Annotated in this window: 11 protein-coding genes; 10 read left to right on the plus strand and 1 reads right to left on the minus strand. The window is 44.3% G+C overall.

Going from position 1 to position 15025, the window contains the following annotated elements:
- Window positions 1-6: 6 nt before the first annotated feature.
- The 4 genes from J2T19_RS08430 (at window position 7) to J2T19_RS08445 (ending at window position 4017) form a co-directional block, all read left to right on the plus strand.
- Window positions 7-597, plus strand: coding sequence for a YmfQ family protein (locus J2T19_RS08430; RefSeq protein WP_307214683.1), 591 nt, complete (start codon window positions 7-9; stop codon window positions 595-597).
- Entirely contained in the window at window positions 597-2012 is a 1416-nt protein-coding gene (locus J2T19_RS08435) for a tail fiber protein (protein WP_307214685.1), read from the plus strand. Before J2T19_RS08430 ends, J2T19_RS08435 begins: the two co-directional genes overlap by 1 nt.
- Window positions 2013-2116: 104 nt before the next feature.
- The gene (locus J2T19_RS08440; protein ID WP_307214687.1) at window positions 2117-2611 is read left to right on the plus strand and encodes a phage holin family protein; all 495 of its coding nucleotides are present in this window, start codon (window positions 2117-2119) and stop codon (window positions 2609-2611) included.
- A gap of 461 nt (window positions 2612-3072) precedes the next feature.
- Complete coding sequence (locus tag J2T19_RS08445; RefSeq protein ID WP_307214689.1) at window positions 3073-4017, plus strand: glycoside hydrolase family 25 protein; 945 nt, start codon at window positions 3073-3075, stop codon at window positions 4015-4017.
- Window positions 4018-4257: 240 nt separating this feature from the next.
- Here the strand turns inward: J2T19_RS08445 and J2T19_RS08450 are convergent, their stop codons facing one another.
- On the minus strand, window positions 4258-4776 hold the full coding sequence (locus J2T19_RS08450) for a YcxB family protein (RefSeq protein ID WP_307214691.1): 519 nt from the start codon (window positions 4774-4776) through the stop codon (window positions 4258-4260).
- 771 nt (window positions 4777-5547) lie between these two features.
- Between J2T19_RS08450 and J2T19_RS08455 the strand changes: the two genes are divergently transcribed.
- The 6 genes from J2T19_RS08455 (at window position 5548) to htpG (ending at window position 14706) form a co-directional block, all read left to right on the plus strand.
- On the plus strand, window positions 5548-7197 hold the full coding sequence (locus tag J2T19_RS08455) for an ABC transporter substrate-binding protein (RefSeq protein WP_307214692.1): 1650 nt from the start codon (window positions 5548-5550) through the stop codon (window positions 7195-7197).
- 207 nt (window positions 7198-7404) lie between these two features.
- Window positions 7405-8409, plus strand: a complete 1005-nt coding sequence (locus J2T19_RS08460; RefSeq protein WP_145051028.1) for an ABC transporter permease — start codon at window positions 7405-7407, stop codon at window positions 8407-8409.
- A gap of 311 nt (window positions 8410-8720) precedes the next feature.
- Window positions 8721-9620: a nickel transporter permease gene (gene nikC, locus J2T19_RS08465; RefSeq protein ID WP_307214695.1), complete on the plus strand. Its 900-nt coding sequence runs from the start codon at window positions 8721-8723 to the stop codon at window positions 9618-9620.
- Window positions 9621-10051: 431 nt separating this feature from the next.
- Window positions 10052-11239: an NAD(P)/FAD-dependent oxidoreductase gene (locus J2T19_RS08470; protein WP_307214697.1), complete on the plus strand. Its 1188-nt coding sequence runs from the start codon at window positions 10052-10054 to the stop codon at window positions 11237-11239.
- Between the two features lie 23 nt (window positions 11240-11262).
- Window positions 11263-12132 carry an RNA polymerase sigma factor SigJ gene (gene sigJ, locus J2T19_RS08475; RefSeq protein WP_307215314.1) on the plus strand — a complete coding sequence of 290 codons (870 nt, stop codon included), beginning with the start codon at window positions 11263-11265 and terminating at the stop codon, window positions 12130-12132.
- Window positions 12133-12825: 693 nt separating this feature from the next.
- Complete coding sequence (gene htpG / locus J2T19_RS08480; RefSeq protein ID WP_145051017.1) at window positions 12826-14706, plus strand: molecular chaperone HtpG; 1881 nt, start codon at window positions 12826-12828, stop codon at window positions 14704-14706.
- The last annotated feature ends 319 nt before the right edge of the window (window positions 14707-15025 follow it).

Below are 15025 nucleotides of genomic sequence, written 5' to 3' on the forward strand. Positions count from 1 at the left end.
CAGAACATGAGTGTACCTTCTGCTGTAAATGCTGGACTGACGAGTGAAAAGGGGAGAGAGATGTTCTCCTTCTTGCCTCAGTATTATGAGACTTCACGGGTGATGCAAGCCGATATGCAGTCCAAAGGTACCGAGATGGATCTCTTAGTTCAGGCACTAGATGAGACATTGGATCAATTTTTTGTCCGTACTGCAACATGGGGATTAGGCTACTGGGAGCAGGAGCTGGGCATTGAGATAGATCGTCTCAAACCTGTGGAACAACGGCGTGCTGTAGTGGAGTCCAAGCTACGTGGTGCCGGAAAGTTCTCGGGCAGGCTTGTTTCCAACGTGGCTGAGGCGTATGCCGGGGGCAAGGTAGATGTTTCTTTTCAGCCGGAAGCATGGAGCTTTACCGTCAGCTTTGTGGATACGATGGGCATTCCGCCTAATATTGATGATCTCAAACGGGCAATTGATGATTTGAAACCAGCACATATGGCTGTGGAGTACGAGTATCGCTATCTAATCTGGGACGATCTGGACAACAAACAGATCACCTGGGATGAACTAGACGCCGCGTCCCTGACGTGGACTGAACTGGAGGTGTGGGCATAATGCCAAAAGAAACCGATCGACTGAAGTTACCTTTGCCCCTGGGAAATGAGAGTGTAACCCGGGAGAGTATTAATGGAATTTTTGAAAAGATTGATGCAGGTGTGGCGACACGCGAATCTATCCTTATACCTGGGGAATCTGATCTTAATAGCTATACTACAGAAGGAGAATATTATTGCCCAACAAATGCCACAGTAGCAACTTTAGCTAATTCCCCAGTAGGAGTAGCCTTTCATTTGACGATAGAAAAACATGCTGGTGTGGTTCAAACTCTAACAACCTTTGAACCGAGTAACCTACAAGTCTTTCAAAGAAACTACTATGTCGGATGGGGTCCGTGGAGAAAAGTACCTACAAGGGATGATATTGAAGAGCTGAAGGTATACACCGATCAGAAAGTCGGGGAAATCGTTATTGATGATGCATCCTTAACAGATAAGGGTATCGTCCAACTATCCAACGCAGTTGATGGCACTCGTGAAGATTTGGCTGCGACGGAGAAGGCGGTAGGAGATGTTTTTGATAAATTAACTGAACATGATTACGACACTTTGAAGCACATTTCAAGTGCCGAAAGAGCTCTATGGAATAATGCTGTAGGTTATGGAACAACAACTGGTTCAGCAAATTCTTATATTATTAATCTTTCGCCTGCTCCATCAGCTATCGTTGCTGGAATGAGAATAACGTTGAAAGTACATGTAAGCAATAATGGGGTATCGACTTTAAATGTGAATGGAACTGGGCCAAAACTTATAAAAAAATCAAACGGATCTGATTTAACGAGTGGATTTTTTAGAGATGGTGGAGTATACACAATTGTTTATGATGGAATGGCTTTTATCTTGCAGGGTGAAGGGGGGGAGTACGGAACTGCAATTGAAGGTGATGTTCGCGCTGGAAAGACAATTAGTACGGAGAATGGACTAGTAAGTGGTACTCTTCCTAACAGAGGGACAGCATCATTCAGGTCTGATATAAATAACACCGTATCAATTCCAGCGGGTATTTATAATCAGAGTAGTATTGCACCATTTGAAGCAACTCCAGGTAATACTCGTATTTATGGACCCAATAGCTCAGACTCGGTATCAGGTAATGTAACAACGCCAACCCCAACTAGTTTATCGGTAACTATAAAAAGAGCAGGTGTTTATCGAACTGAGCTTCAATTTGGAAGCATATGGTCTACTACAGGACTTACTGTATATGTACAAATCTATTCTAGTAGTGGTTCTACCGGAACTTTGCGTTCAATGGAAGTAAGAGGAACTACTAGTCCTATGTACGTGGAAGATATATATTTTAATGCTGGTTCAAAAGTTGGTGTACGTTTGTGGTTTAGTTCATCAAGTAGTGTATCAATGTCAGTATCATATTTTTCTTTATTAGTACAATCACCTATATTCATTTAACTGAAATTAATATATCGGAAATTTGGTACAACAAGCGATTAAATGCGGGAGTTACCTTATTTCTTCTGAAGCATCTTGTATTTCGAATCAAAGGAGGCGAAACCATGGAACGATGGGATACCCTGTGGAAATGGGGGATAGCACTGATAAGTAGTGCAGGGACGTATTTCTTTGGAGGATGGTCGGGTGTGCTCGGGGTACTGCTCGTATTCGTCATTCTAGACTACCTATCAGGGATCGCGGCGGCGGGGGCGACAGGCAAGTTAGAAAGCAATATTGGGATGTTCGGCATTGCCCGAAAGGTATTCATTTTCGCAATGGTATCGGTGGCTCATCTGGTGGACGGTGTTCTGGGAGACGGACATTTGTTCAGGGATGCGGTCGCCTTTTTTTATATCGCGAATGAGCTGTTGTCTATTATTGAAAATGGTGGCAAGCTGGGCGCGCCCATTCCGCCTGCGATTCGGCAGGCAATTGAAGTGCTCAAGGGTAAGGGAGGAGCCGGGGATCACCCCGGTAACCTCCCTTTTAAGTCTAATGAATCTTTTGCTCAAACGGATGATGATAGTGACACACACAAGAAAAAAGATAAAAAGTAGTTGCATCTTTACAGTATTCATCTATCGCACAAAAATACAAATCTAATAGCAATTCAAATAGTGTGTTGAATGCAAACCTATAGCAAACCGAATAGGACTAGCCTCGAAGCATATTTTAGATTCATTTAGCTAATAAACTAGGAATAGAGTAGTTCCAACAGTTTTATCTATCACTAAAATGATCAACCTTATTCACAAGAAATCCAAAAGTGCGCTGATACACCAAACGAAGAGAGCTCTGTCATTTTAGTGATTAGTACCTAACCGCTAAACGTGTTTTGTTTTATAACACACCACACCAACCCTAACTATTCCAGCAACCACCGAATCTAATCCCAACAACATTCCCTCTAAACTCCTCAAAACTCCAAAACATCAGGACATGCACACAGGCAAACTACCTTGTCCTGACATCTACTATATACAAACGGCAAACTTGCCGCGTAAAGGGTGTGAGAACCATGCAAACGAGAACGCCAGGCAACACGCAGGGCATTGACGTCTCCCGATATCAGGGCACGATTGATTGGGCCAAAGTTAAGGCAAGTGGCATGACATTTGTGTTCATCAAGGCAACGGAGGGACGAACGTATACCGATCCAAATTTTCAGCAAAATGTGGCTGGCGCACTTGCGGCTGGCATGCTGGTGGGAACGTATCATTTTTTCCGCGGAACCTCTACAGAGATCGCCAAAGCCGAAGCAGCGCATTATGCGAACACGTTGCAGAAGGTCGGGGGTGCGAAGGCATTACAATTACCTCCTGTCATGGACTATGAGAATAACCCCGGTAATTTGAGCAGAGCGCAGATGAACACTGTAGCCAAAGCTTTTTTAACCGAATTACAACGTCTTACTGGCGTAAAACCAATTATATATACGGGCAATTCATTTGCTGTTAATTTTGATGCCTCGCTCGGTACGTATGATCTATGGATCGCGCGTTACAGCAACACACGGGTGCCGGATGATCAGCCTGCTTGGAAGCGTTGGACATTCTGGCAGTATACGGATTCGGGTAAGGTGAACGGCATTGCGGGCAACGTCGACATGAACGAGTTTGAAGGGACGGCAGCGCAGCTACGAGCCAGATATGCACCTGCAACGACACCTCCAAATCCACCTAAACCGACAGAACCCACAAATCCGCCGAACCCAACCGAACCACCAAAAGGGGGCGAACCGATGACAACCGAGGAGAAAGCAGCGTTTGATGCGTTGAAGGCACAGGTGGAGAGACTACAGGCACGCCAGCAAATGGAGGTTCCGGTATGGGCCAAAGCGGCTGTAGATGCTGCACTAGCCTATGATCCGAAGAACCCGTTGTTTAGCATCGACAACGGAGCGAGTTACGACTTTTATCGCTTTATCACGGTCATGCACCGTAGAGGTTTGTTTAAAAAATAATACTGACCCCAAATAAATGTACACATTCTACTTGTAAATGTAGCTTTACCAAAGCCAAAGACGCCAATCTCTAATGAGATGGCGTCTTTCTTTGCGGTTACTAACAAATCATTTTACACGGGAACGGAGAGGTTACAAAAACGGAAGAAGCAAAGCGTTAGCCCCAAAGCTGACTGAAAAGAAATCTGGGGGGGCGACCTTCAAGGTTTTCTATATCAGAGTCGCATGCGCAACCAATCTTTAGTTCTGTTTCTCCAACAAAGGCACAAAATACGAATCATAGTACCGCTGAAATGCTTCTTTGGTGCGATCATCTGTCAACGCGCTTTTAGATATAATCATCCCTTGCACATCAGAAACGTATAGATAGTAGTGCTTCTCATCTTCTCGTACAACGACAAACTGATCCCATGCCAAGAAATTTTGATTGTTTTTTGTCTTCCGTGTTATGCCTTGCTCATCTAATAGCATTGTAGTTGGGCCGAGAACGGCACTTAAATTTTGTTTCTTCATAATCCGAACGGTGGAAGAGAGTGTTAATTTTTTATAGATAGTAGGGAAAACGATTACCCATAATAGAATCATACCAATAGTTAAAAGTGAAACAGGGGTTTGAAAAATGAGATTTAAAAATAATAATGAAATCGGAAATCCAGAGAGTAAAATATATTTTACCTTACGATGATGCTTCGATTTTGAGATCACATTTTTCTGTAAGTCGATGAGATCCTCGAAGGATAGGTTGAACTGTAGCTTCACAATGAATCGCCTCCATTCGTATCTTCTAAATTGTAACGTATTTCAGTAAAAATGGAAAAATGAAGCTTTTATCTTGGGATACATAACTCGCATCAATCTAGTAATTCGAACGAAATGATAAGCCGCCATAAAGGATGCTTAGACATTTTTTGTCGATCTATGTTTTTTTTTTGTGCTTTATGTAACTTAAAATAACATAGATCATAAAGTTGATGATCGTTGTATGTAAATCTCTTGTCTAAATGATTAATGTGATGTAAAGTAAGTTACACAAAATGGTTTTTTGCCACAGTTTATGAGCATAATCCTCCCACCATGACAAGACTATAACACTCAAAGTTATTGTAATGTCTCCCTGTTGTATATTCCAACACCCTTGAAAAACACTCCTATGTTAGTTTCTATCTAAATGATCCCTATGCTAATGAGTATACGTGTATACCCAAAACAAGTGACCAACCTTTCACTCTTTTCAATTGACCTTTGTTTAATTGTTCCATTTCTTTCTCTCTCAAAATATCTACTATTCCCCATCATGATTTTCTTAATTTTATTAAAGGTATCATGGGTATGTTAAGACCTTAATAGATACAGATAGTATGTGATACACGCCTCAACGATTTCTTGGATCAGCATTTTGCATGTTGTACGTAACAATCTTGGAAGCATGTTGACTGATCGTGTATCCACTATCCATCCATCGGGATCATTGTTTTGGCACGCCAGCATCACACACATTTTGAGACAGGGAAGGGTGTTGTACGTATGCGAATGAGAAAAAAATGGTTGTCCGGTTTGATGGTTATGGCAATGAGTACGGTTTTGGTTTTATCGGGTTGCTCTACCAAAGAGGGGACGAACACGCCTGCTCCAGCGGAAGGTAACGATCCACCAACGGAGGAAGTAGCAACGCAGGATACGATGATTATGGGACGGGGTGGAGACTCCGTTGCCCTAGATCCAGCCATTGTAACTGATGGTGAATCCCTCAAGATTGGACATCAGGTGTTCGATTCATTGCTTGATTACAAGGAAGGTGGAACAGAGGTCATCCCTGGACTTGCGGAGAGCTGGGAGATTTCGGCGGACGGACTTAAGTACGAGTTCAAGCTGAAGACGGGTGTGAAATTCCATGACGGAACTGACTTTAACGCCGAGGCTGTTGTATTCAACTTCAATCGTTGGAGTGATCCTGCGAGTGAGTATAAATTCGAAGGGGATTCCTTCGATTATTACGATTCCATGTTTGGGCCAGAGGACGGACGCGTGATCAAGGAAGTGAAGGCGATTGACGAGACAACGGTGGAGTTCACATTGAACCAACCACAAGCGCCTTTCCTGCAAAATATCGCGATGACGCCATTCGGCATTGCCAGTCCAACCGCCATTCAGGAGAAAAAGGAAAACTTCAAAACCGATCCTGTAGGCACCGGTCCTTTTGTATTCAAAGAGTGGAAGCGCAACGACTCTATTACACTGGAGAAAAATCCAACCTACTGGAAAGAAGGACTGCCGAAGCTGAACAAAGTTATTGTTCGCTCGATTCCAGATAATACAGCTCGTTTCAATGCCTTGCAGAATGGCGAAATTGACGTGATGGAAGATCTGAATCCGGATGATCTGTCGATCCTGGAGTCGAATGCTGACCTGCAGAAGATTGAACGTCCACCATTCAACGTGGCGTATATTGGCTTTAACTTTAAGAAAAAACCTTTTGACGATGTAAAAGTGAGACAGGCGCTGAACCATGCGGTGAACAAACAAGGCATTATTGATGCGTTCTTTGCTGGACAAGCTCAGCCTGCGGTGAACCCGATGCCACCAACATTATGGGGGTACAACGATAGTATTGAGGATTACCCGTATGACTTGGAGAAGGCAAAAGCATTGCTTGCCGAAGCAGGCTTCCCTGACGGATTGCCAGATCCGGTAACCTTCTATGCGATGCCGGTATCCCGTCCATACATGCCAGATGGTAGAAAAGTTGCCGAGGCGATCCAAGCGGATTTTGAGAAAATTGGCGTGAAGACAAACATTGAATCTCCTGAGTGGGCCACGTATCTAGATGATGCCAAAGCCGGGGAGAAGGACGATATCTATATGCTCGGTTGGACGGGTGATAATGGTGACCCCGATAACTTCTTGTACACGTTGCTCGATAAAGATGCAATCCCAGGTAACAACCGTAGCTTCTATGTCAACGAGGAGCTGCATGTGTTGCTGACGGATGCACAGAAGGAGACCGACCAGGATAAACGGGCAGAGTTGTATGAGCAGGCACAGGTCATTATTAAGGAAGACGCACCATGGATTCCGCTTGTGCATACCACGCCAATTCTGGCGGGTAGTGCGAAGTTGAAAGGTTTTGTTCCTTCGCCACTGGGCAGTGAATCCTATGCAGGAGCCTATTTCGAGGAATAGGTAGAGGTTGTTCAAAAAGTCCGCTCTGAACACGCACTTATATTGAGTAACCTGTAAAAATGGTGATCCGTGTCTGAAATATAGAACGCTGGCGTACACGCAATGCTTAGCAGAACCATCATCCGGACGTAATCATCTCGAAGCATACGTGTCCGCTGGCGTTTTTTTTCTACCTAATTGGCTGTTCAAAAGGCGGGTGAATGAGGATTGAATAGTTACATCGTCAAACGAGTATTAGTACTGCTGCCTGTTCTGTTAGGCATGACGTTAATCGTTTTTTCCATCATCCATGCCATTCCCGGTGACCCGGCGGAAACGATTCTGGGGCAAAAGGCAACAGAGCAATCCAAACAGGCTCTCCGAGACCAACTTGGTTTGGATAAACCGTGGTTTCAGCAATACTTTGCATATCTCGGTGATCTGGTCAAAGGCGACCTAGGAACTTCTATCCGAACCAAGGTTCCGATTGCCCAGGAAATAGGGCCGTATCTAACTGCGACGTTTGAATTAACGATGGCAAGCATGCTGTTTGCCATTATCGTTGGTGTCAATGCGGGGATTGTCAGTGCATGGAAGCATAACTCCTGGTTTGATTACTGCTGCATGGTTATTGCACTGGTTGGGGTTTCGATGCCAATCTTCTGGCTTGGCTTGATGGAGCAATGGCTGTTTGCCAACAAACTTCAGTGGTTGCCATCCATCGGCAGGATGAATCCGCGTGATCCGATTGAGGCGGTAACCGGTCTGTATGTGTTGGATACGATGATTGCTGGGCGCTGGGATCAGCTATGGACGGTGACAAAACACTTACTGTTGCCGAGTATTGCGCTAGGTACGATTCCAATGGCAGTCATTGCACGGATGACCCGTTCCAGTATGCTGGAGGTGATGAGTTCGGATTATATCCGTACTGCAAAAGCCAAAGGTCTGGGTCCATTTTTTGTCGTGTATGGACATGCGCTGAAAAATGCATTCATTCCCGTACTTACCGTAATTGGCATTCAGACGGGATCGCTGCTCGGAGGAGCGGTGCTGACCGAAACCATCTTTGCTTGGCCGGGCGTGGGACGCTATATATATGAAGCAATTAGTTCAAGAGATTATCCGGTGATCCAGAGCGGAATCCTGATCGTTGCTTTTTTCTTCGTGGTGATCAACCTAATTGTGGACTTACTCTACGCCGTATTTGATCCAAGAATCAGTTACAAATAGGAATCCATCATTTGGTTTGATGGATGATTCTTAGATATAAAATATACGAGTTATCTAAATTTCTACATGCAAACGGAGAGGACAGGGAAAACCTGGAGAAGTGGAGCTGCAAGCTTTCTGCAAGAAAGCTACATCGGAAGCATAAACATCGCCTTTATAACCGGATTCCTTCCTTTAGAAAAAAGGATAAAGGGAATCAGGGGATAACAGCGATCGGAAGGTTGCTCTGTCAGCGGAGTGACGTGTAGTAAATGTTTTACATTGAACTCGTATATTTTATATTTCATTCATATCCAAGAAGGGGATGCCGCATGGCCAAATTATCGACGAATACGGGCGCTTCCGTGGATGTTGCAACCAAATCGACTTCAGGCCCATGGCGGGAGGCTTGGAGAACGTTTCGTAAAAATCGGCTAGCGCTTGCCGGGCTGGTTATCATCGTATTTTTCATCCTCATCGCCTTCATAGCACCTTATATTGCACCCTATGATTACAAAGAGCAGGTTCTCGCGGATCGACTGCAAGCTCCATCGGCAGAGCATTGGTTTGGTACGGATGATCTCGGACGGGATGTGTTCTCCCGCGTGTTGCATGGGGCAAGAATATCGTTATGGGTCGGCTTCTTCTCCGTCATCGGTTCGATTATTGCTGGTGCGTTGTTGGGGCTGATTGCAGGGTTTTATGGCAAATGGGTGGATATGCTGATCTCACGTTTGTTTGATATCTTGCTTGCTTTTCCAGGTATTCTACTTGCGATTGCGATTGTCGCTATTCTGGGGCCGTCTTTACAAAATGCCTTGCTCGCCATTGCGATCGTCAATATTCCGACCTATGGTAGACTGGTGCGGTCAAGGGTACTTAGCTTGAGGCAGGAGGAGTTTGTCACGTCAGCACGTACGCTTGGGGCAGGCAATGCACGAATCCTGTTCAGGCATATCTTGCCCAATAGTCTTACACCTCTGATTGTACAAGGCACGCTGGGCATTGGTACGGCGATTATTGAAGCAGCAGCGCTGGGATTCTTAGGTATGGGTGCACAGCCACCTGATCCAGAATGGGGCAAAATGCTGTCGGATTCCCGCCAGTTCATCCAAAAGGCACCTTGGACTCTCATTTTTCCGGGTCTTTCCATTATGCTTACTGTGCTCGGTTTTAACTTGCTTGGGGATGGCTTACGAGACACGCTTGATCCAAAGATGGCGAAAAAGTAGACGTTATATATCAAGTGATCTCTGTCTATTGCCTTATGCAGGGGACGTAATTGCTCGCAGAAAGGGTTCGAATGTTATGTTTTATGTTTTCATCGATGGCAATAGAAATATAGGTTTGTTGTTCCGTAACCATTAGAACGCGGATTAATATTTGATTAGACAGCCGACTACATGGTCGGCTGTCTGTCCGTTAAACTAACGGGCAGCGTATTCTTAATATATGGTGTATTGTAGAGTGTTTTATTGTTAGTTAGGGAGGAAAACCAAAACTTAATAGCCTTATGGAAAAAGGGGTTAGATTTTGTTTTACATAGCGTTATCACTGCATTTCACAGCATTCAGTTCTTCCCATTTTGTATTTTTTTGAACCACATGTCACATGAAAGGCCACTACCTCGTTCTATATGCAAACGACAGAAGAGGTGGATATTATGAAAACATTAACGTGCGTTGTCATTGGCGCTGGGTATGCGGGCATTCATGCAGTAAAAGAAATCCGTAAACGGTTTAAGGATCAGGTAAATAAGCATCCGCTGCGACTGGTTCTGATTGACAAGAACGCTTTCCATCTGCGTAAAGTGTTAATGTTTAGACCTGCCGTTACAAATGAAGACATACGGATTCCGCTAACCAAGTTGTTTCCGGACGAGGTTGAACTCGTGCAGGCCATGATCCTCAATATCAATGCGGTAGAGAAAAAGCTGGTTTATGTGAATGATGTGGGAGCAGAACATGAGATGAATTACGATATGCTCGTTGTAACCGTGGGCAGTGTGATTCGGCAGCCCGATCCCGATCAGGGTGGAATTGCACTCACCTCACTGGAAAGTGCGCAAAAAATTCGGAGCGTATGGCTTTCTAATCTTCAACAAGCCGCTTCTGAATCTAATGCAAGAGAACGTGAGCGATTAATGCACATTGCAATTGTGGGAGCTGGCATAAGTGGAGTAGAGACTGCTGCAGAGCTAGCTTATTATGCCCGTCGGGATGGGGAGCGGCTAGGACTTGACCCGCAAGCCATCCGAATTGAGCTATACAATGCACATGATCGCCTTTTTCTAGACGGCCCTGCCAAAGTAGGCATGAAACTAGAACGACTTCTCCAAGACATTGGTATAAACACGCTGCATAATAAACGGATCATCAAGGAAGAAGGTGGGGTAATATGGTTGTCAGACGGTGAAAAGCGGAGTGTAGGGCTGTGTGTCTGGACGCTTGGACTACTGCCTAATCCGATGATTCACACGATCGGCTTGCCAGTAATATCTGATGGGCATGTGCGTGTTGATGTCAGCTACAGAGTGGCGGATATGCCTGGAGTCTATAGTATTGGTGACTGCGCCAGAATTGTAGACCCGCTTAATGGGCATGTCGATGGCAAGACGTGCAAGGAAGCGATCCCCCAGGCTGCTCGCCTTGCCAAGATTATGCTGGCAGACCTCGAAGGTCGCCAAGCACCGGTTCATGAGAGCTATATGAATTTGTATAGTATCGGACTAGGTCCGGGCAAAGGGTTAACCTGGGTAAACAAATGGGGGATTGATTTTGTCATCACAGGTAAACTAGGTTGGAGAATTAAGGAGTACACATGGGATGCAGCAAGTATGTTGACGACATGATCGGATGAATCGGGGTGGCTGAGATGGAGGAACTATACGGTCGGTATAAAAAGTTATTGCTTACACTGGCTTACCAGATGACGGGTACGTGGACCGATGCGGAAGATGTCGTGCAGGATGTATTTCTTAAAGTATGCGATGTAAATCCGGCTGGTCTAACTGAGGAACCGAAGGCGTATTTGTGTAAAATGGTCGTTAATCGATGCCGCGATCTGTATAAATCGGCTCGCAGGAGACGTGAACGTTATGTAGGAGAGTGGCTCCCTGAACCCATTCCGACTTCAATGGTAGATCCGCTTGATTTTATAATCCGTGATGAATTGCTGTCCTATGCCGTTCTGGTCATGCTAGAGAAGTTGTCTCCGGCAGAACGCGCGGTGTATGTATTGCGTGAGGCTCTTGGTATTGAGTATGGCGGTATAGCCGAGATCATTGGTAGAAGCGAGATCAATTGCCGAAAGATTTTCAGCCGTGCAAAGGGGAAGATGGGGCTGAGTGAAGGGGAACCAGATATTATCAAGACGGATAGAGAAGCGTGGATTCGCCAATTTATAGCCGCGTTTGAGCAGGACGATGCAGAGCGAGTTATTTCCATGTTAGCGAGCGATGTCGTTCTCATATCCGATGGGGGAGGGAAAGCGCTCGCTGCCGTTCGGCCGATTGCAGAACGCGATTCTGTTTTCAAATTTCTGTATGGTATTTTCCATAAATCATTTCAACATGAAGATGGACTACAGATAGAGGTGAGAGAGATCAACGGCCAGACTGGAGTTGTTATCCGTTTGGGAGAGCGTGTCGATACCGTTGCGCTGATTCATATCATAGGACATTCTATTCGCAACATTTATCTTATTCGAAATCCAGATAAACTTCGATTTTTTCATCATATCTGAGGTTCAACTCATACTTCATGCCGTTTCGAAGCATCGTTCGAGGCGGCTTTTGTATTGCCTAACCTATTACGTTAAAATAAGAAGATGCGCTCGATTTCAATCATTTTGTTAAAATAACCGCCATCATGTTGACACCCAATTTTCCCATATGTTATATAAAAGGTAGGGTTTAGCACTCTAACGATCTGAGTGCTAATACAGGATGCTTTTTTTATACACGACTACATATGGAATGATTTTGTTTTGAATATAGATCTTTGAATTTGAGTACGACACAAGAAGCGATGGGAAACAATAACGACCTCAGAAAGCGGAATTTGCTTTAGCAGCAGACTCATTTGATAGCGGATTATAAGAAAATAGTTCCTGATAAGGTGCGACTGTAGTGAAGGGGACGAAATCGATTCGTAGGACACGAAGTGTTCGCCTTTATCCCCGAATTTCACCTATTAATAAGGGAGTCAAAGAAATTTGGGGATAACAGCGATCCGAAGAACGATTCGTAACCGGAACGTCTACATTGCTGAAAGTGGGTCATCTATTTTGTTAACTGCTACTAAATGTGGTTGAAAGATCTGTTGTGAAGAGCGACCGAAGGTTTTGTTGAGCCACATTGCTTGTCATGTACATGCTCAGGTTCTACTATATTGAACTCAATCATTCGATATCCAATTTGAGAGGAGACACCCATTCATGGCTAAGAAAGAATTCCAAGCAGAATCCAAGCGTTTGCTAGATATGATGATCAACTCCATTTATACGCAAAGAGAAATCTTTTTGAGAGAGTTGATCTCCAACTCCAGTGATGCGATTGACAAAATATATTACAAAGCCCTCACCGATGACTCACTTGTATTCAACAAAGAGGACTACTACATTAAACTGACCATCGACAAAGAAAATCGCACGCTTACCCTGACCGATACTGGTATTGGTATGACTCAAGAAGAGCTGGAGAACAACCTCGGAGTTATTGCTAAGAGTGGTTCCCTTGCGTTCAAGAAGGAAAATGAAGCCAAAGATGGACATAACATCATCGGACAATTCGGGGTTGGTTTCTACTCCGCATTTATGGTGGCAGACAAGCTGACTGTGACGAGTAAAACGCTGGGCAGTGATGAAGCATGGAGATGGGAATCCGAAGGTGCGGATGGATATACGATTACACCAGCAGAGAAGGATTCTGTAGGAACCGAGATCGTCCTGACGATCAAGCAAAATACTGAAGAAGATTCATATGACGAGTTCCTGGAAGAGTATCGCCTGAGATCCATCATCAAGAAATACTCTGATTTCATTCGTTACCCAATCAAGATGGATGTGACAGGACAACGTCCGAAGGAAGGTACAGAGAACGAATTCGAGGAATACCAAGAAGAACAAACCGTTAACAGCATGGTGCCAATCTGGCGTAAAAATAAAAGTGAGCTGACCGAAGAAGATTACACGAACTTCTATATGGAGAAGCGCTATGGTTTTGACAAACCGCTGAAGCACCTGCACATTAGCGCGGATGGCGCAGTGGTGTACAATGCAATCTTGTTTATCCCAGAGAATACACCGTTTGATTATTACACCAAAGAGTATGAAAAAGGTCTTGAGCTCTACTCCAACGGGGTATTGATCATGGACAAGTGTGGCGACTTGCTGCCAGATTACTTCGGTTTTGTTAAAGGTATGGTGGATTCCGAGGATCTGTCTCTGAATATCTCTCGTGAGATGCTGCAGCATGACCGTCAGCTCAGCCTAATTGCAAAGAACATTAAGAACAAGATCAAGAGCCAACTGCAAAGCTTGCTCAAGGACGAGCGTGAAAATTACGAGAAGTTCTACCAAGCATTTGGACGTCAGTTGAAATATGGCGTATATAGCGACTATGGTGTGAACAAAGATACGTTGCAGGATCTATTGTTGTTCTCTTCTTCCAAAGAGAAGAAGCTGGTTAGCTTGGATGAGTACGTCTCCAGAATGCCGGAAGATCAGAAGTATATCTACTATGCATCTGGTGAATCAATCGAACGGATCGAGAAGCTGCCACAGATCGAGGGTGTACTCGACAAAGGCTATGAAGTGCTCTACTTCACGGACGATATTGATGAATTCGCAATCAAGATGATTACGAACTATAAGGAAAAAGAATTCAAATCCATCTCCAGCGGTGACCTTGGCATCGAAGACAGTGCGGACAAAGAAGAAACAGAAGCACAGGACAACGATAACAAAGAGTTGTTTGAAGCGATGCAAGCACAGCTCGCAGGCAAAGTAAAAGCGGTTAAAGCTTCGAAACGTCTGAGAAGCCACCCGGTATGTCTGTCCACTGAGGGCGAGCTTACCATTGAGATGGAGAAAATTTTGAAAGCTATGCCTAATAGTGAAAATGTACAAGCGGATAAAGTGCTGGAGATCAACGTGAACCACGATGTCTTCCAATCGTTGAAAGATGCATTTGCACAAGATAAAGAAAAATTGAGCTTGTATACAAGCCTGTTGTATCACCAAGCCTTGCTGATTGAAGGTTTGCCGATTCAAGATCCGGTTGAATTCACAAACGATATCTGCAAAGTGATGGTGTAACACTACATTTTAACGTGTTTAAAGCGAAAGACAGGACATACAATGTCCTGTCTTTTTACTATACCGACAAAACATACGTCATGGGGAAGAGCTTGCCAACCAAACGATGTCCAAAGAACTCCGTGACTCCATTAATCAAGCAGTCTCATACCAATTTCGATGAAAAGTGGAAAATTGCCTATTCTCTTTTTTAAAAACACACTTGACAGGTAGGGATAAGGGGGTTATATTGATTTCAATAATACTTTACTACTAATTAAATGAACAGTGAAATAATTTCTGAGCTCATTGGATCACCAAAGGCTCCAGTACATCATCC

The organism is Paenibacillus tundrae, from assembly GCF_030812775.1.
Classification (GTDB): Bacteria; Bacillota; Bacilli; order Paenibacillales; family Paenibacillaceae; genus Paenibacillus; species Paenibacillus tundrae_A.